Source organism: Acinetobacter sp. 231_lipA (genome assembly GCF_058243005.1).
This window is the reverse complement of sequence record NZ_JBZAYU010000001.1, coordinates 1,789,549-1,807,485: the sequence shown is the minus strand read 5'-3', so window position 1 is coordinate 1,807,485 and position 17,937 is coordinate 1,789,549. Positions and strand designations below refer to the sequence as shown.

The 17,937-nt window shown below is 42.6% G+C and carries 17 protein-coding genes and 3 pseudogenes; 2 read left to right on the top strand and 18 right to left on the bottom strand.

The genetic code is table 11. The features are described 5' to 3' along the window. Positions 1–85 precede the first annotated feature (85 nt). The 16 genes and pseudogenes from AC4CUX_RS08875 to AC4CUX_RS08800 all read right to left on the bottom strand — a co-directional run bounded on the left by AC4CUX_RS08875 (position 86) and on the right by AC4CUX_RS08800 (position 13,495). Entirely contained in the window at positions 86–754 is a 669-nt protein-coding gene (locus tag AC4CUX_RS08875) for an HAD-IA family hydrolase (RefSeq protein WP_004692778.1), read from the bottom strand. Positions 755–839: 85 nt separating this feature from the next. After that, positions 840–1,598 (bottom strand): FHA domain-containing protein, encoded by a 759-nt coding sequence (locus tag AC4CUX_RS08870; RefSeq protein WP_490792341.1) that lies wholly within the window; start codon positions 1,596–1,598, stop codon positions 840–842. An 87-nt stretch (positions 1,599–1,685) separates the two neighbouring features. After that, positions 1,686–4,046 (bottom strand): type II secretion system secretin GspD, encoded by a 2,361-nt coding sequence (gene gspD / locus AC4CUX_RS08865; RefSeq protein WP_490792340.1) that lies wholly within the window; start codon positions 4,044–4,046, stop codon positions 1,686–1,688. Positions 4,047–4,085: 39 nt separating this feature from the next. Beyond that, positions 4,086–4,910, bottom strand: coding sequence for a type II secretion system protein N (locus AC4CUX_RS08860; protein ID WP_039890327.1), 825 nt, complete (start codon positions 4,908–4,910; stop codon positions 4,086–4,088). Next, the gene (gspN, locus tag AC4CUX_RS08855; protein ID WP_039890329.1) at positions 4,910–5,620 is read right to left on the bottom strand and encodes a type II secretion system protein N; all 711 of its coding nucleotides are present in this window, start codon (positions 5,618–5,620) and stop codon (positions 4,910–4,912) included. The genes AC4CUX_RS08860 and gspN overlap by 1 nt, the downstream gene beginning before the upstream one ends. Before the next feature lie 197 nt (positions 5,621–5,817). Further along, positions 5,818–6,141, bottom strand: a complete 324-nt coding sequence (locus AC4CUX_RS08850) for an H-NS histone family protein (RefSeq protein ID WP_004692786.1) — start codon at positions 6,139–6,141, stop codon at positions 5,818–5,820. Positions 6,142–6,292: 151 nt separating this feature from the next. Further along, positions 6,293–6,583 (bottom strand): annotated as a pseudogene (locus AC4CUX_RS08845) (acyl-CoA thioesterase); the annotation flags it as partial. A 39-nt stretch (positions 6,584–6,622) separates the two neighbouring features. Continuing rightward, positions 6,623–7,015: pseudogene (locus AC4CUX_RS08840) on the bottom strand (transposase family protein); the annotation flags it as partial. Between the two features lie 37 nt (positions 7,016–7,052). Beyond that, positions 7,053–7,457 (bottom strand): transposase family protein, encoded by a 405-nt coding sequence (locus tag AC4CUX_RS08835; protein ID WP_017395860.1) that lies wholly within the window; start codon positions 7,455–7,457, stop codon positions 7,053–7,055. Positions 7,458–7,544: 87 nt separating this feature from the next. Further along, positions 7,545–7,673: pseudogene (locus tag AC4CUX_RS08830) on the bottom strand (acyl-CoA thioesterase); the annotation flags it as partial. A gap of 7 nt (positions 7,674–7,680) precedes the next feature. Next, positions 7,681–8,874, bottom strand: coding sequence for a hypothetical protein (locus AC4CUX_RS08825; RefSeq protein ID WP_005400983.1), 1,194 nt, complete (start codon positions 8,872–8,874; stop codon positions 7,681–7,683). Positions 8,875–8,878: 4 nt separating this feature from the next. Continuing rightward, entirely contained in the window at positions 8,879–9,721 is an 843-nt protein-coding gene (locus tag AC4CUX_RS08820; protein WP_005400984.1) for a hypothetical protein, read from the bottom strand. After that, entirely contained in the window at positions 9,718–10,497 is a 780-nt protein-coding gene (locus AC4CUX_RS08815; protein ID WP_419282452.1) for a uroporphyrinogen-III synthase, read from the bottom strand. The genes AC4CUX_RS08820 and AC4CUX_RS08815 overlap by 4 nt, the downstream gene beginning before the upstream one ends. 12 nt (positions 10,498–10,509) lie before the next feature. Then, positions 10,510–11,430, bottom strand: a complete 921-nt coding sequence (hemC, locus tag AC4CUX_RS08810; protein WP_005400986.1) for a hydroxymethylbilane synthase — start codon at positions 11,428–11,430, stop codon at positions 10,510–10,512. Between the two features lie 118 nt (positions 11,431–11,548). Then, positions 11,549–12,289: a LytR/AlgR family response regulator transcription factor gene (locus AC4CUX_RS08805; RefSeq protein ID WP_005400987.1), complete on the bottom strand. Its 741-nt coding sequence runs from the start codon at positions 12,287–12,289 to the stop codon at positions 11,549–11,551. A gap of 51 nt (positions 12,290–12,340) precedes the next feature. Continuing rightward, entirely contained in the window at positions 12,341–13,495 is a 1,155-nt protein-coding gene (locus AC4CUX_RS08800) for a sensor histidine kinase (protein ID WP_279691117.1), read from the bottom strand. On the opposite strand from AC4CUX_RS08800, the gene argH reads away from it, so the two are divergent. Then, positions 13,486–14,919, top strand: coding sequence for an argininosuccinate lyase (argH, locus tag AC4CUX_RS08795; protein WP_279691118.1), 1,434 nt, complete (start codon positions 13,486–13,488; stop codon positions 14,917–14,919). The genes AC4CUX_RS08800 and argH overlap by 10 nt on opposite strands. Before the next feature lie 12 nt (positions 14,920–14,931). Next, entirely contained in the window at positions 14,932–15,204 is a 273-nt protein-coding gene (locus tag AC4CUX_RS08790; protein WP_004692798.1) for an oxidative damage protection protein, read from the top strand. Positions 15,205–15,607: 403 nt separating this feature from the next. On the opposite strand, the gene phoU is transcribed toward AC4CUX_RS08790, so the two are convergent. Both phoU and abuO read right to left on the bottom strand, forming a co-directional pair. After that, positions 15,608–16,324, bottom strand: coding sequence for a phosphate signaling complex protein PhoU (phoU, locus tag AC4CUX_RS08785; RefSeq protein WP_004692799.1), 717 nt, complete (start codon positions 16,322–16,324; stop codon positions 15,608–15,610). 90 nt (positions 16,325–16,414) lie between these two features. Continuing rightward, the gene (gene abuO / locus AC4CUX_RS08780; protein ID WP_201953297.1) at positions 16,415–17,743 is read right to left on the bottom strand and encodes a multidrug efflux outer membrane protein AbuO; all 1,329 of its coding nucleotides are present in this window, start codon (positions 17,741–17,743) and stop codon (positions 16,415–16,417) included. Between the last annotated feature and the right edge of the window lie 194 nt (positions 17,744–17,937).

Below are 17,937 nucleotides of genomic sequence, written 5' to 3'. Positions count from 1 at the left end.
GTGATTAGTTTTTTAAAATTAGTGGTTTGAGTTTCGCCATCGAAAAGTCATATGTTTACTCATATTCATTCCTTCGTTTGCAAAGTTACCCGATCAGTTCACACAGATTATCCACCACTTGCTGTGGCTGACAGTCTAAAATATTTTCACCATGATTATAGCCATAGCTGACCACAACACAATCAATACCCGCACGACGTGCAGCCTCAACATCATTGGATGAGTCCCCAATCATTAAGACCTGATCTTTGCTTTGCGCATATTGTTCAACACAGTGTAACAATTGACGCGGATGCGGCTTCCGCTCTTCGAAACGATCTCCACCGATGACATCGGTAAAATAATGATTCATACCTAAATGATCGACAATGGCGCGTGCAGGCGCTTCAGGTTTATTGGTCACACAAATCATGGTTTTCTTTTGTGCCAAGCCCCATTCTAAAAACTCAAGAATGCCATCGAAAGGCTGAGTTTCTACACATGGGTCGGCATTATAAATTTTTAAAAACGTATCCAACAATTGTTGTTGCTGGGCAGGATCAACTTTACCCGTTAAATGCTGCAAGGCACTTTGACAAAACAGCGCAGTTCCCTTACCCACCCAGACCCGCACCTGTGCTTCAGTAACGGTAGGCAGTTGCAATGCATTCAGGCTCATATTCATGGCACGATGTAAATCTGTTGCTGAATCCACCAAAGTTCCATCTAGATCGAAAAGTAAAACCTCTCGCTGTGCCACATTTGCAATATTCATTCACCCTCACCCTTTTTTATCATCTACTGCCCAAAAACAATCAAGGCATGCTTGAGCATGCCTTGATTGTAGTGTGCTCTGCGTTTTATTTGAACATCAGCCAAGCAATAATCGCTAAAATAATCAAAACAATAATCGAGATTAGCCCTAGCGAGGCATTTTTCTGAGTTTCAGACTCTTGGGCAACCTGTGCTTTTGTAGCCTCATTATTCTCAACCTGAGGTGCGCTGCTTGGCGCATTCAAATCCACCCCTGCAGGAATAGGAGCGGGTTTCGGAATACCAACATTTTGCGGCATACCATCACGCGTTAAACTCACATTACCATCGCGCTCTTTTAGCTCAGGCATGCCCTGATCGTTCATATGCTGTGCTGCCGTTTTCGGCTGTTCTGGCTCAACAACAAGCGTATCAGCACTCACTTCCGCTTGAGCCGTTTCTGATGCAGCTACCGCTTCAGATGGCTGGCTAATCGGTGTTTCAACCACAGTTGCGCCCACAGTTGCGCCCAAAGTTGCTGCGTCTACCGATGCCACCACATCTTCTAAAGCTTTCGCAGGCTCAAAGACCGAAAACTTTAAGCTTGCAAACTGGACGATATCACCCTGCTTCAACAAGGTTTCTGCCGCAATTTGCACATCATTCACATATGTGCCATTTGAAGAACCCAAGTCTTGTAAAAACAAAGCCTGTTCTTTCAGTAAAAAGGCCGCATGTTTACGCGAAATTTCAGATTGTTGTAATAAAATATCCGCTGCTTGATGACGACCGACCAACATATCACGGTCAATGCTAATTTCCTGACCAGTTAATTCGCCAGTAATTGCTTGTATTTTCCAAGTCATGACTTATCTCTCTATGTGCTGATTTATGATAACACAGAGAATATTCTTTACCATTTCACCTTCCCTCACAGATGAATGGCAGGACAGCTAGGCTGAACCTATCGAGACATTCTCAGTATATCGCTCAGGGATGGAATAGCTTGTCGATACCACCTGTGCCAGGTGTGCCACACGAGCACCTTGAACATTTTGCATCATCAAGTTCAAGCCAATCTGGGGCTGAACCATTGGGTATAGCTGACGCGAGGTGGTATTTTTAGGAACACTAGCAATCGGCTGTTTACGAATCGCAGGTTCAATGGCCACAGGCGTTGTTTCAACCATCGGCTGCGTTGAGGTTGGACTGCTTGGTACCTGTTGATACGATTGTGGCAAGGTCGGTTTGGTTGATGTCACAGGCAAACGCTGTTGGAAAACATCATCGACATTTTCAGGCAACTTGGCAAAGCTACCATCTTTATCCATGGCCAACTGCAAGCTATAAAGCTGACTGTAGCGCTGCTGAGAAAGGCGACGCGCAGACTCCACATCCCCCACAATCGTCGGATGAATGAAAACCAGCAAATTGCGTTTCTGATCCGACTTACCATCTGAGCGGAACAAACGTCCCAATCCCGGTATTGCACCAAGGCCTGGGATCGATTGGCGTGAATAAGACGTATTATCCGAAATCAAGCCACCTAAAACGATGGTATTGCCATGTTCCGCCAAAACCGAGGTTTTAATCGCACGTTTACTGGTGACCAAATCCTGCGCTTGACCTTTATTGGCTTTGACATCCGAGACTTCTTGTTCAATCTCTAAGCGGATGGTGCCAGCTTCACCAATATGCGGCACTACCTTAAGCGTTACACCTACATCTTTACGCTCGATGGTGGTGTAAGGATTGGCTGTACCTGAAGAGGTGGTAGAAACTGAGCCTGTTACAAAGGGCACATTTTCCCCCACGACAATATAGGCCTCTTCATTGTCCATGGTGACAATCGATGGTGTAGACAGCAAATTCGACTTGGTATTACTTTTTAACGCTTGGATCATCGCGCCATATAACTGACGCGAGCCATCACTGCCTTCTTTATAATCCCCAAGGATTAACGAACCACCCGCGCCAATTGCACTTGCAGCCCCCGCACCGCCACCCGTTAAATAGTTTGCAGCAATACTTTTGAGACTCGAACCAATATTGTCAAAATTGATAATCCCAACACCACTGCTTAAATCACCCATCGCCCATTGCACGCCCAACTGGTCGGCATCGTTACCTTCCACCTCGAGAATAGTCGCTTCGATCAGGACTTGCTGACGACGGGTATCCAACTGCTGAATAGCCGACTCGATTTCACGCATCAACTGAGGGTCTGCTTTGACCACCAGTGCATTTTGCGAACTATCGGCAATAATACTGACCCCATTACTGTTAAAGCTGGTGATGTTGTTCTGATTGCGATTGGACTGGCTATTTAAGTTAATACTTGGGGTGGAAATCTGTGAAGATGAACCTTCACTCGCGCTATTACTTTGGTTATAGCTGGAATTGCTATTGTTATTGCTGTCGTTAGACTGGCTAGAATTAACAGCCTGCCCTGAGACCAAACCTTGTAAAATTTCGGATAAGCTTTTAGCGCTGGCATATTTTAAGCGGAACACTTTCAAGCCCCCCAAACGCTCCGCAGCAGGCACATCCAGCATCTCGATCATTTGGCGAATACGTTTACGCGTCGCGGTATCTCCTTTTAGAATAATCCGATTGGTCCGGTTATCTGCAATGATTCGTATTCTGGAACCCTTTAAATCTTTGATCGAGCCTGTTCCGCTCATACTTTCTAGTAATCCAATCATTTCTTCAGCCTGACTCGATTGCAACGACACCGCTTCGATGTCATTTTGTCCCGTCCCATCCAAGTTACGAATAATCGTCTCAAGCTGATAAATGTTGCTGGCGCGATCAGATACAATCAGTGCATTGGTGCCATTCACCGCAGATAAATGCGCAAACTGCGGCATCAATGGACGTAGTGCAGGAATCAAGTCATTGGCATTGGTGTTTTCCAGCCAAATCACCCGCGTCACAACCTGATCGCCTGTGGCACGATGACGAACATCATAGGGAATGCCTGAGCTTTTGACATTACTGTCAGGCACAATTTTAATGGTCCGACCAGAAGGAATCGCGACCACACCGTTGACATTCAAGACTCCTAAGAACAAGTCGTAGACTTCTTGCTTATTCAACGCTTTGTTTGAAATCACCGTGACATTGCCGCGTACCCGTGGATCAACTGCAAAGTTTTTCCCAGTGATATCCGCAACTTCATTAATAAATGCAGTTAAGTCCGCATCACGCAGATTAATTTTCCACGTTTGTGCATAGCTGGCTGTACTCACCATGGCAAGCAAAGGCGCTGCGATTGTCAGTGCCCAAACAGGGCGGTGATTCAATAAAGCCATAAATCCAAGTCATTCCTAACTAATATTGGTGATGTTCGATCACTGAAAATTCTGTTGTACCGTAATGATACGATCACCACGTTTCACTTCTATTTTTACTTGTCCTTCACGGCGCGCACGTTCTAACAACTGCGCGTCGTTTTGCCCCTGTCCGATCGTTTGACCATTTAAAGACATAATCTGATCCCCAGCCTGCAAGCCTAAACGACTTCGCAGTGCAGCTGGTGTTTGCTCCGTGACTTGATAACCTTGCCCTGTGTTATTGGTATTTACACCCAAATCTTTTAAATATTGCTCACGATCTTGTTGTAAGTTCTGTACTGCTTGGCCTAATGCTTGCTGCTCTTGACTCACAGCAGGCGCTACAACGGGTGCTGTTGCTGGGGGCACAATTTGCTGATCTAAATTATCAATCCCTTGAAAAAACAATTCTCGGGTTTGCCCACTGTTATTTTTGAGAATCGCGCGATCCCAATACACCTCTGACAAATAATAAGCGCTGCCTTCGATGTTTTCCCCCACCCGATAGCGCTCTGCTACATTATTTGCCTTAATCACAGCAGATGAGAACTGACTGGGTTGTCCAACCACCACCCCTTGTAGCTGTAAATTGAGCTGATCATCTGCGGGATTCTTACTTTGCTCTGCAAATAACGCAAAATTGGTAATATTCGGAACTTGAGGTTGCTGCGAACCCAATTCAACGCGTGGCATTTGCATAACTTGTGGTGGCGCCACCCAAAGCCAAAATAAGCCAGCCAACTTCCAGCATAGCGCCAAGATCAAAAGCATTAAGCACAGTGGTGCTATACGTTCAAACTGTTTGAGATTCAGCTCTGGTAATTTTTGCAGATCAAAACCCATCAAAAACCCCCACTAAGTAAAGGCTGACGTGAACTCACCACATAACTATCTAGGCCTGCTTTGCCTTGATATGACGGGACATTCAACATGAGACGCTGGGTTAATTGCACATCCAACATCAGACTTGGGTCGATGGTCAGGTTCATCAGTTTTTGTTGTCGTTGATCGCGTAAATCGACTATCAGCTTATTTTGCTCCTGCGACAAACGACCCGCCAACGATGGAATCTGCATTTGTTGTGGGCGCTGCGCAAAGATATACATGAGTTCGCCGCCTGCCCATTGTATTCCCCCATTCACTTGGTCAAATCCTTGCTCTTTTTTATAGTTAAAATCAATTTCTTGTAACTGAATCGCATTACTCGGCCATTGCCAATTGGCCAACGACTTTAACGTTTCGGGTGCAATTTGTCCGTTTAAATCACGCACCATTATTTTTTTCCCAAACCCATAGGCCAAAACGCCTTCAAGCTTGGTATTGGCACTATAAATTTCGAGATTGGCACCTGCACGAAGGAGCAGTAAATCTAAAGGTCGGGTGGTCCAAAGCACAGTTCCACGCAATTTTCCAGTTTGCCAATCAGCCTGTCCATGCCAAATATTACCGCTGACGTTATGTAAAACTTGGTTGTTTTTATAAAATTTTGCAATGAGCCATGCCGCAGGAATTTGCAGCAGAACAAAAATTAAAAAGGCAATGACTGCAAACATCCACCACGTGATGTATTTAGGTTTTGTGATTCTCCCACCACGAACTTTCAATTATTCTTCCTTGCTTCATTTCTTGTCTTTCTTTGATAGACATTATGCATAATTTTACAACAACACCAAACTTTAACTATAAAAAAAACCAAGCAGATGATGCTTGGTTTTTTGAGTTTATGTCACATCTGTGACAAGGTGATGACTTAGATTAGAAAATCTTCAAGCTTCGCACCTTTTTCTAACTGAGCCACTAACCAACGTGGTTGCTTACCACGGCCAGTCCATGTCTCAGCAGCATTGCCTTTGTTACGGTAACGCGGTTCAACCGACTTACGTGTGCCTTTTTTACGCTTAGTCGCGCCAAACTCTAAAATTTGTTCAATGCTTAAACCTACATTTTCCGCAATCGCGTTAATTTGGGTATAAGCATCTTCAATTGCTTGATCTTTTTTAGATGCAATTAAAGCTTCCGCTTCGATTTGTAGACGCTTTAACTCTTCTACGGATAAATTACTAATATCTGGCATTACATTAACTCCATTAATCAACATTTTATTTACTGAGTCTATTTAATAATATTTTGATTAGACCAAAGACTCAACTCATCCATGACTTAAACAACAATACTTAGACAGTATTTATATAGTCTAGCGACTTTTAAAATAAATAAAAAGATATTTATATTTGATGACCGACCGTTAACTCAAATTCTTTGAGTTTTTGACGCACCAGTTCAGGAATTAATGTTTTCTGCATATTGGTTTTATCGACACAAACAATGACCGCTTCTGCTTCTGCAACTAATGCTTGTTGCTGTTCACTCCATAATAAATAGTGCATACGAAATGCACTATTTCTGAGTTCTTCAATACGTGCACTAATTTTTAATTGGTCTGGATAAAATACTGGTTTTAAATATTTGCACTGATTTGATGCAACAACGGTCAGTACATCCGCAGATAAAATATCTGTATGTTCAATAGACTTCCTTCATAAATCATTTTTCAATCAATTTAATTGTTTATCTTTCACCCAATCTAAATTGTATATGCCAGCAAGTAAATTAAACCGCAGGTTTAATCTTTTACGACGATTTCTATATACACAAGATAAAATCTTAAAACATTTCATCCTTCCAAATACATGCTCTACTTGAATTCGTCTACGACCAATCTCTCTATTTAACTTTTTTAATTCAGAATCTAGTTTTTCAGTTTTCTTTGCTTTAGATGGCATGAGGCATCCAAAACCCAATTTCTTTATCCCTAAATACCCCTTATCAACAATAAAAAAGGGCTTAAATTTTAATTTCCTCATGCTTTTTTTAAATATTTTAAAATCATGCATGCTTCCATGACTTCCACATACACTCAGTATTTCACCTGTTGTATAGTGCATAGATAGCTGAAATTTAAAGGTATGTCGCTTTTTTTTACCGCTATACCATTTCTTCTGTTTTTTTTGGACGTTGAACTAATATTTCAGTGGCATCAATCACAACAACTTCCCAATCCACTTCATCTCGATTAGGAAGTTGTTTTGGCAAGTTAAATTTTCCAGAACCGATTAAGGTATCTTCAATAACACGTGTGATACGAATTGCACTCGTTTCAGATACACCGTAACTCATACCAAGATGGAAAAATGTTCGATATTCTCTCCAATATTCTATACATAAGAGCAAACGATCTTCCAACGGTAATTTATGCGGTCGTCCTTTACCAATATGACGAGGTAAATGCTTATTTAGCTCGGCCAACATGAGGTTAAATGTAGCCCAACTAACACCGGTAAGCCTACGAAACTTAACGTCTGATAATTTTTGAATATCTTTGAATTTCATCCAAGGATTATCCCTTGAATTAAATAATTTTGCTGATTAATTTAAGATCAAATAAATTGTACGTTTTTTGATTTATGACGGAAGTCTAATATACGCCAAACGCGCACTTTCAACATAACGATAATACATGACATTATTAACATGACCAAAGGCATCCATATCTCCCCAAGCCACGTGTTGAGTATAAACCAATGGGTAATCTAAAACGCTCTGCATTATGCACCTATATTTTCATTTCTACAAAATTTGCATTATTTTCAAAAATTAAATTTAACTGTTTAATTAAATCTTCATCACCATTTAAAGTCGATTTGATTCTTAAATAGTTCATTAATACATTATCGGGATATAAACTTAATAACGCATCTGCCTGCTCTTGCATGCCTAAAGCAGTATAAATATGCCACTTGGCAAAACTCAAAACCGGCACACTCGTATACTTCGCTTCCCATGCTTCAATGTGTTGCTGCAAGTCCATATAATCGGGTTGCTGTTTCAAAAGTTGCTGCTGGAACCACAAATAAAATACTTCCGAATTAAACTGCTGATTGAGCAAATAAATCGACAAGTGTTCGTGCTGTTCACTCATGTCTGGCATACGTGCTAATAACTTAAGCCACAGCAGTTGAACATCATAACTGCGGCTGAAAATCTGATCAGACAAGTCCAAATAACGTTGTTTTAAATCCTCTAAATTTTCATAATTGGCTTGATCAAATTTTATCAACAAACGCTTCAGCCATGCTTTTTTCACATCTTGATCTAAATGACCATATTGGGTTGAGCGTAAATACAGCCATGGAAACTGAATCGCAAAACGCCCCCATAGCTCTTTTAAACACGCTTCATAAGCGGTTTGCACATCTTTAAGCCAAGGTGAAAGTTCATGTTGATTGAGAAACTCTAGATGGGTTAAAGCCTGTTCTGCATCTTCTTGTGCTAAAAACAGTTCAATACGCTGCAGTTCAGCCAACTCAAAAGCCATGGCATTGCTTTGGCTCAAGGCGCTTAAGGCTTCAGGGAACTGCTCCTGCATCAAATATAAACGTGCATCGATAATACTTTTGAGCAAGCCCGACTGCGCGAAGGCATTTTGAATAAAGGCTTGTTGATCTCGGCCTGCATCCAACAACCAAATCACAGCCAGTTGTTCATAAGGATGCAAACTTTTAAAATCAAAAACAGTTTCCGCTTTGCGTTTTTCTCGACTGAGATAGCGTTTTAGCCCCAACCAAACCAAATGCAAGCTAAAACTAAGCAGTGCTAGCGCAATAAATACGATCCAGAGATTGGTTTGTAACTGCCAGTCATGCCAAAACACATAGACATAACCCGCACCATGTCCATAACTCAAGACACTCAACGCGGCAATTGCAATTAAACTTACCAAGCCATAAGCAATCAGTATTTGTTTCATTCCATTACCCCAACAATGCACGCGTAGTTAAAATAGGCGTTGGGACAACCACCAATGTTTTCAGCTTATTCAGCTGTTTCAGCAGCTCTTTGGCTTTAGGGTCTGGAAGTTGTTGGATCAACAGCGTCACTTCGGTTAAGTCTTTTTGGTATTCGGTATATTGCCCTGTAGCTAAGGCTTGGCGTGCCAACAATAAGCGTAACTGGGCTTCTTTAAGCACGATTTGTCGTTGCATTAACGCTGTTGCAGGTGCTTGCGCAGGTTCGAGCCTCAACCATTGCTTCCAAAAGGATTCAGACGTATCGCGCGTGGTGTTTAACTGAGGTTGTTGTATTTCCCGACTTAAAGCCTGATCAATCTGTTGCAGCTGACGGTTAATCAGCGCTTGCTGCTCATTGCGCTCAGCCACAAATTTTTGAATGGTTTGCATATCTCGTGCTATCACCTGATGCAAACTTTGCTTCAACGCCACAGCCAAGTTATATTTTTCAAGCTGCATATCTAAAAAAGCCAGCTTATCGGTGGCCACCACATACTGCTGTTGCTTTAAGGCAAACTCAACCAAGTCCAGCTGTTGCTTGATAAACAAAATTGGATCAATGCCCTCAACCACCAATTCGGCGGGTTGGCTACTCGTCACCTTCGCTGCTGTTGGGTCTTGTTTCAAAGTTTCTTTTTGACGCTGCATAGCCACGACTTGATCGTTCAAATTGGCGCTGCGCTGTTCGATTTGGTGCATTTCATTGAGCAAAGTGGCTTGCTGCGTACTCAGCCCCCACACGTCATAACTTAGCTTCGCAATCCACGCTAATGCAGCCATCAATACAATGATAAGAATCTTCTTCATGCGTTCCCTTGCTCACTTTGTAACAACTGTACAATCGTGGCTGTCTTTAAATCTTTCAGTACACTCATTTTAAACGACACATGCATTTGCTGTTGATACTGCTTCAAGATCTGTGCCAAACGCTCACCCAACACCAAAAAGTGTCCCTTTTGCAGGAGCTGAATATTTGTGTCCAGCAGAGCTAACCAATTCAGCCAACTGGCCTCACTGCTGATCAGTGCAACATAATCATTATGTTCTGATAAACATTGAATTAATTCAGCCTGTTGCTGCATCGTTTCATTTGGACAGCGACGCTCATACAAAACAAAGTTCAGTATAAGACACCCGTGTTGCATTAAAGTGTCCATCATAAACTGACGCCCACCTTCTCCACGCCAAAACGCAATGCTCGCATCGCTGGCCAAGTTCTGCAAAACAGGCAGTTGTAACATCCCTTCAGAGGTTTCCACCTTAGGCACCACACTATCCAAACCATATTCAGCCAGGGCCTGCGCTGTTTTTTGTCCAACCGCAATCCATTGAATATGCTGTAAATCAGACACCGTTAAACCGCTTTGCAGCAAATGTGCCATACCAAACTGCACAGCACTAGGGCTGACCACCACAATCACTTGGGTGTACACTAGCTGCTGATACAAGCGCTCTAGGTCATGACTCCATGCTCTAGGCAACAACTCCAGTAACGGCAATGGATAGACCTCAACAGCCTGTTGCTCTAGTGCCATCGTGAGGCTTGCCGCGCGATCAACAGGGCGCGTATTAATAAACAGCATCGTTAAGACATATTAGTGATAAAAGGCTTTGAGTAAGTCGCCTGCACCTTGAGCCAATAACTCTTGTGCAAGGACAACACCCAAATGCTCAGCTTCAGCGGCATCACCCGCCACTTGTGCTTTGAGGAGCGTTTGCCCATCGACACTCCCCACACGCCCTTCGAGCTGAATGCGGTTGTCTGCTAAAGTAGCATAGCCTGCAATGGGTACCTGACATCCACCTTCAAGATAAGCATTGAAAGCACGTTCAGCGCGAACACAGGTATCAGTGTCTATATGTAATAAAGGATGGATTAAATCCAATACCGCTTGATCATTTGCACGACACTCTAACCCTAAAGCGCCCTGACCCACGGCAGGTAAACTCAACTCTGGTCGAATGGTATGACAGATACGTTCTGCCAACCCCAAGCGTTTTAATCCAGCACTTGCCAAAATAATAGCATCGTACTGACCCGCATCTAGCTTAGATAAACGTGTTCCCACGTTGCCTCGTAAGTCGATAATGTCTAGGTCAGGTCGTTGCTTTAAAATTTGGCATTTACGGCGTAAACTCGAAGTGCCGACCTTTGCTCCTTGTGGCAATGCATCAAAACTCACATAACTATTCGATACAAAAGCATCTAAAGGATCTTCACGCTCACAAATGACGGCCAGCGACAAACCTTCAGGCAAAGCCATCGGAACATCTTTCATCGAATGCACCGCCAAATCAGCACGACCATCCAACAAAGCTGCTTCAAGCTCTTTGACAAATAAACCTTTGCCACCAATTTTTGCCAATGGCGTATCTAAAATTTTGTCCCCTTGGGTAACAAAAGTCACCAACTCTACTGTGAGCCCCGCATGCAGTGCTTCTAAACGAGCACGAATATGTTCAGCTTGCCAAAGAGCAAGCGGGCTTTGTCGAGTAGCGATCTTTAGGGTTTTCATAAATTTTAGTATGTGCCAATAAGAATGAAACTATCTTAAACTGAATTTACCCCATTGGAAATGTATTCAGCCCAAAGCACCCCCGTCTCATCAGCAGCAGAGCCATTTAATTGGCGTGCTAAAGCTTATGTAAGCGCTCTCGCAAGCCCGGTAAATGCCGTCGACTCACTGCTAGGCGCTCATCTAACTCACGGCAACGCACTTGATACTGCCCAGAGTTGACCACTTCAAGCCCTTCTAAAAAGTGAACTGAAACCAAGGCATTACGGTGAATACGAATAAAGGCCTCCCCAAACTCATGCTCTAAGTCTTTTAAGGTTTCATCAATTAAGACACTGCCGTTTTTGTGGCGTACCGTGACATATTTTTGATCCGCCAAAAAATAGTAAATATTTTCAATGGGAACCAATTCCACACCACGATAGGTTTTCGCTGCGATTTGATGTCGCTTTATGTTAAATTCATCCATATTTTCTTTTTGTTTTATCTCGCTCATTTGAGCTTGGGTTAATTTAGTGAGGTGACCAAGCACCTGTTGCAATTCCTGTTGCATCACTGGTTTTAATAAATAACCTTCAGCATGTGACTTAAATGCATCGAGCGCATGTTCATCATAAGCTGTACAAAACACCAAAGCAGGCATCGGTTCAAGTTGGCGCAAATAATGCGCACAGGTCAAACCATCCATTTCTGGCATTTGAATATCTAAAAGTACCACATCTGGTTCATATTGTTGAGTTAATTCAATTGCTTGTTGACCATGTGAGGCTGTTGCCACCACTTGATGTCCGAGCTGACTCACCAATCTAGACAAACGTTCGATTGCTAAAGGCTCATCATCACAAATTAGGATGTCCATTTATCTCCTCCCCAACAGTCACCTTGTTTATTTTTATAGGTTCACTGCGGCTTATTTATATTGATACTGCACAACAGTGGTATACATTCCCTCCCCTGCATAGGTTTGAAAGCTCACAGTTCGCCCAAAATATGCCTCTAGACGCTGCTTCACATTTTCAATGGCAATACCATGTCCTTGTCGTTTATGAATTGTTTCCTTTGTAAATGGGTTAGTTATGACGATATTAACTTGATTTTGCAATATTTCAATCAGTACACTTATCGTACTCTTAGTTAAAAATTTTTCAACACCATGAAAAATACTATTTTCAAGTAAAGGTTGTAAAGTTAATAGTGGAATTTGTACCTGCTGACATAATTCGGCATGCTCGATTTTCCATTCAACCTGTAAACGATCCCCCAAACGAATTTGCTCAATCGCCAAATAACGCTGACACAACTCAATTTCATCACTGAGCTTGACCAGTTTTAACTCTTGGAAACTGGCTCTAAACAGACGCGATAGATTGAGCAACATCTGTTCGGCTTTATCTGGGTCAATCGCGATCAAGCTAATCACATTGTTTAAACTATTAAACAAAAAATGCGGGTGGATACGGGCTTGCATGGCCTGCACCCGTGCATTCAGCTCACTGTTTTGCTGCCTAAACCATTGCTCTCTTAGGTACAAATAACGAAAACAAAAGCTGCCTAACAGCAAGCCATAGCCCAAATGCAAAGCCACATCATTCCATAAGATGGCTGAAGTCAAACCATTGAAACTAAAATTAGCTCCAAAGAAGATCAGTATATTAAGGCTGAGCGTGGTCACCAACACAATGATCTGCAATAGAAAAAAGCCTGACAATAAAGTCATACCGAGACTCAAATCTTGCAACTTTTTTTGTCCATATTGCATCAGCGCAGCAAAAGACAACAAAACCCAATTGATGTAAAGCATATAACCGAGTACATGCTCAAACACCAAGTTTGACCAAGACTGCGCCTCGGCCAAAGCCAACAGCATGGCCAACAAATTTCCACCTACAAATAATTCCAACAAATGCGGCCATTGCACGATTTTACTAAATAAATAAGAGATATTTGGCTTAGCCATGCTGGAAGTTAAACTTTGCGCATCTTGAACTTCGGCAAGTTGTCTTGAATTTGTTATACTCATGCGAGTTCTACCGCTTTTTATCTTATTGAGCCGACATGACCACATCTTCTAATTCCTCAAATCCGTCACAAGCCCAAACTTCGGGTATGTGGGGCGGTCGTTTCTCTGAAGCTACTGATGCCTTTGTTGCTGAATTTACAGCATCTGTACAATTTGACCAACGCTTTTATAAACAAGATATTGCAGGTTCTATTGCTCATGCGACCATGCTTGCAAAAGTTGGCGTTCTGACTGAACAAGAACGCGATGACATCATCAATGGCTTAAACACCATTCAAGCTGAAATCGAAGCGGGTCAGTTCCAATGGCGTATTGACCTAGAAGATGTGCACATGAACATTGAGTCGCGTTTAACTCAACGGATTGGCATCACAGGTAAAAAGCTCCATACCGGTCGTAGCCGTAATGACCAAGTGGCAACCGATATTCGCCTCTATGTCCGCGATGAGATCGATGCCATTTTAGAATTACTAAAAAAATTACAAAAAGGTATTTTGAGTATTGCTGCGCAAAACACACATACCATTATGCCGGGCTTCACCCACTTACAAACGGCACAGCCCGTGACTTTTGGTCACCATCTGTTGGCATGGTTTGAAATGTTAGTACGTGACTCTGAGCGTCTCATTGACTGTCGTAAACGTACTAACCGTATGCCTTTAGGTTCAGCAGCACTTGCGGGTACCACTTACCCAATCGACCGCGCATTTACAGCAGAGTTACTGGGTTTTGAAGCGGTTTCTGAAAACTCACTCGATGCAGTATCTGATCGCGACTTCGGTATTGAATTCAATGCTGCGGCTTCTCTGATCATGATGCACTTATCACGTATGTCAGAAGAACTGATTCTTTGGACGTCTGCACAGTTTAAGTTTGTAAACATTCCAGACCGTTTCTGTACTGGCTCTTCAATCATGCCACAAAAGAAAAATCCAGATGTGCCTGAGTTAGTGCGTGGTAAAACAGGCCGTGTCTATGGCGACTTGATGAGTTTGTTAACACTGATGAAAGGTCAACCGTTGGCGTATAACAAAGACAACCAAGAAGACAAAGAACCGTTGTTTGATGCGATTGATACCGTGCGTGGCTCGCTCATGGCTTTTGCAGACATGATTCCTGCTTTGGTGCCAAACATCGACATCATGCGTGAAGCAGCGCTGCGTGGTTTCTCAACCGCAACTGACTTGGCTGATTACCTTGTGAAAAATGGCGTGGCTTTCCGTGATGCACATGAAATTGTGGGTAAAGCTGTTGCTTTAGGTGTTCAAGAGTCAAAAGATCTTTCTGAATTAACTTTAGAACAACTTCAACAGTTCTCTGACTTAATTCAAGCGGATGTATTTGAAAAAGCACTAACCCTTGAAGCGTCAGTCAATGCACGTAACCACATTGGTGGAACTGCACCTGCGCAAGTCGAAGCTGCCATTGAACGTGCCCATGCGCGTTTAGAAAAACTTTATGCTCAATAAGGACGTCTAGATATGACTCGACAAGTTTTTTGCCGTAAATATCAAACAGAAATGGAAGGTTTAGACTTTGCACCGTTTCCTGGTGCAAAAGGCCAAGAACTTTTTGAAAACATCTCCAAGCAAGCTTGGGGAGAATGGTTAAAGCACCAAACCACTTTAATCAATGAAAAACGCTTAAATGTGTTTGAACCTGATGCGAAAAAGTTTCTTGAAGAACAACGTGAGAAGTTCTTTAACAATGATGAAAGCTTAGAAAAAGCAGAAGGCTTAAAGCCTGAGGCGTGATAAAGCGTTGCACATTTGAAAAGCTCCGACATCGGGGCTTTTCTTTTTATTCATACAATGTTCTATCCAAGCACAGGGATGACCAAACCCCAAATAGATGACATATTAATGACTCAATCAGACTATAGAACAGCTATTTGTATCTAAATAATTAAGTGTAAACATAGCGCTACACAACCATTGCAAAACTCAACATTACACTACAAGAACCTACATGACGCAGAAAAACATCTTTCCTATAATGGCATTCAAGGATAGAGGGAAACCTCTTATCGATAACGATAAATATCCCCGATTTTAGTCTCAGATTTCCCCCAAAGTCTGAGATTTTTTTTATCCGAAAATTAAGCAACCATTAAAAAGCACAACCGAAGTTGTGCTTGAAAAATAAGTTTCGCTTTTTTTATTTTTGGATATGTTTTTCAACTTCTTCAAAACTGGTATGACGTACATCCAAACCTTTCACCATGTAAATCACTTGTTCAGAGATATTACGCGCATGATCGCCAATCCGTTCTAATGAACGCAATACCCACATCACATTAATCACACGGGCAATATGACGCGGGTCTTCAATCATATAAGTCATCAAAGTACGCGTTGCAGATTGATATTCACGGTCAATATCAGCATCGGCCATCATCACACGTAGCGCTTGTTCTGCATCTAAGCGTGCAAAAGCGTCTAGGGCATCATGAATCATGACACGGACTTGGTTACCAATATGACGCGTTTCCATATAACCGCGAGGGGATTCGCCATCTTCACATAAGCTTTGCGCAATACGAGCAATTTTCGCCGCTTCATCACCAATACGCTCTAGGTCGGTATTGGCTTTCGACATCGCAATTACCATACGCAAATCAATCGCAGCAGGATGACGACGCGCCAAAATCAAGGTCAAGGCCTCATCAATTTCACGTTCGAGCTGATTCACCGCATTGTCTTTAAACTGGACATCGACCGCTAAGTTGGCATCAGTGTCGAGTAGCGCATGAATTGCATTTGCCACTTGTTGCTCTACCAAACCACCCATGGTCATAAATTTGGTGTTCACATCCTGCAAATCTTCGTTGAATTGCGAAGAAATGTGATGGTTTAAAACAGGACTATTTGGCAAAGGACGTACTCCACAGCAACATCATGAGGGACTAAAGATTGAGCGATATTAAAGCATATCAATTATGAAGATTTGATGACAACGCCCATTTTATAAGCGTGCTTTGTCCACCAACCATGCATTCATTTCTTGAATATCTTGTTCAGTCAACTTACCCACAGATGCCTTTAAATGCAAGACATTGATCAGGTAGTCATACTTGGTATTGACATAATCTTGCTTGGCCGAAAAGGCGTTGCGCTGTGCCAGTAAAACATCGACCATAGTTTTTAAACCTTCTTGATACTGCGCTTGTGAGGCACGAGAGACGAGGCTGGATGATTCCATGGCAGCTTTACGTGCTTGCAACTTGGCTTGGTCTGTTTCTACTTGTAAATAGGACTTTTTCACCTCTGTATTGGCTTTACGGATAGCGGCATCCAATTCGGCTTCAGATTTTTTGACGTTGACGGCAGCTTTTTGAATCGACTTCTTGGTTCTCCCTCCCGTATAGACATTCCAATTCATCTCAATACCAATCTGATCAAAGTTGCCTTTGGCCGACATAATATTCTCAGGAGTCTGCTCACTATAACCATAGCTTCCCACAGCTTCAATTTGCGGATACAACGCAGCTTGTTCAACCCGTTTTTGATCTTCAGCATAGCGCTGCTGTAAACGTGCCTGCTGAATGCCTAAGTTCTGTGCGAGAGCTAAATTGGTCCATGCCGAAAGCTCTGCGGGATAAGGTTTTTGAAACTGAAAGTCTTCACGTAGCACTGCCAAGTTTTCTTGATAAGGCCCGATAATTTGCGCCAGTTGTTCCTGCGCCAAGACCAGTTGTACATGCGTCGCAATGCGGTTGGCCTGTGCGCTTTGGAATTGTGCATTGGCTTCACTCACATCACTTTTTGCCACCAAACCCTCTCTGAGTTTGGCATTCATCATATTCAGTTGCTCAAGTAGAGCCCGTTCTTCTTGTAAATTGGCTGCGGTTAAACTTTGTTGGCGCAGTACATTAAAATAGGCTTCCGTCACCGCTAAAATGTGTTGCTGTCGCTGTAGCTGTAAATTGACTTCACTTAAACTGAGGGAGGTCTTGACTTGTTTCAACCCTTCCCACGCATCCCAACGAAAAAGGGGTTGGCGCGCCGTAATCGCCACTTGTTTGGTGGTGGTCGTATCGGGCATGGAAAGAACCGAACTCACCTGCCCAATGGGTTGATTTTTTCGAGTCACATTCCCAGACAGACCAATGGTAGGTAGTAAATTGCCTTGTGCAATGCCTAAATTGAGTTGATCTGCTTCATATTGGAGTAAATTGGCTTGCCAGTTGGGATCATTGACTTTGGCGCGTTGTAAAGCGTCGACCAAATCCAAGGCATGACTCCACGGCGCGAAAAACAACACACAGCTGGCTAGGATACATTTAATCTTCATTGTTTTCAGTCAACCTTTCCGCCTCACTGGCCTCGTTCTGAGCAACGCTATACTAAAACGGGTTGTCATTTTTTTCGTATATTTTTTATTGCACTGGTTACAATAGCGCCCACTAATTTGTTCATTATGAAGTAAATATTAAACAGTGTCACAGCCCGTTCAACAAACTCATTCACAATACTACACATTAAAAA

What these genes read in the sequence shown, in the direction of transcription:
- AC4CUX_RS08875 (WP_004692778.1), bottom strand. Translation starts at nt 754, where the DNA reads ATGAATATTGCAAATGTGGCACAGCGAGAGGTTTTACTTTTCGATCTA.
- AC4CUX_RS08870 (WP_490792341.1), bottom strand. Translation starts at nt 1,598, where the DNA reads ATGACTTGGAAAATACAAGCAATTACTGGCGAATTAACTGGTCAGGAA.
- gspD (WP_490792340.1), bottom strand. Translation starts at nt 4,046, where the DNA reads ATGGCTTTATTGAATCACCGCCCTGTTTGGGCACTGACAATCGCAGCG.
- AC4CUX_RS08860 (WP_039890327.1), bottom strand. Translation starts at nt 4,910, where the DNA reads ATGGGTTTTGATCTGCAAAAATTACCAGAGCTGAATCTCAAACAGTTT.
- gspN (WP_039890329.1), bottom strand. Translation starts at nt 5,620, where the DNA reads ATGTTTGCAGTCATTGCCTTTTTAATTTTTGTTCTGCTGCAAATTCCT.
- AC4CUX_RS08850 (WP_004692786.1), bottom strand. Translation starts at nt 6,141, where the DNA reads ATGCCAGATATTAGTAATTTATCCGTAGAAGAGTTAAAGCGTCTACAA.
- AC4CUX_RS08835 (WP_017395860.1), bottom strand. Translation starts at nt 7,457, where the DNA reads ATGAAATTCAAAGATATTCAAAAATTATCAGACGTTAAGTTTCGTAGG.
- AC4CUX_RS08825 (WP_005400983.1), bottom strand. Translation starts at nt 8,874, where the DNA reads ATGAAACAAATACTGATTGCTTATGGCTTGGTAAGTTTAATTGCAATT.
- AC4CUX_RS08820 (WP_005400984.1), bottom strand. Translation starts at nt 9,721, where the DNA reads ATGAAGAAGATTCTTATCATTGTATTGATGGCTGCATTAGCGTGGATT.
- AC4CUX_RS08815 (WP_419282452.1), bottom strand. Translation starts at nt 10,497, where the DNA reads ATGCTGTTTATTAATACGCGCCCTGTTGATCGCGCGGCAAGCCTCACG.
- hemC (WP_005400986.1), bottom strand. Translation starts at nt 11,430, where the DNA reads ATGAAAACCCTAAAGATCGCTACTCGACAAAGCCCGCTTGCTCTTTGG.
- AC4CUX_RS08805 (WP_005400987.1), bottom strand. Translation starts at nt 12,289, where the DNA reads ATGGACATCCTAATTTGTGATGATGAGCCTTTAGCAATCGAACGTTTG.
- argH (WP_279691118.1), top strand. Translation starts at nt 13,486, where the DNA reads ATGACCACATCTTCTAATTCCTCAAATCCGTCACAAGCCCAAACTTCG.
- AC4CUX_RS08800 (WP_279691117.1), bottom strand. Translation starts at nt 13,495, where the DNA reads ATGTGGTCATGTCGGCTCAATAAGATAAAAAGCGGTAGAACTCGCATG.
- AC4CUX_RS08790 (WP_004692798.1), top strand. Translation starts at nt 14,932, where the DNA reads ATGACTCGACAAGTTTTTTGCCGTAAATATCAAACAGAAATGGAAGGT.
- abuO (WP_201953297.1), bottom strand. Translation starts at nt 17,743, where the DNA reads ATGAAGATTAAATGTATCCTAGCCAGCTGTGTGTTGTTTTTCGCGCCG.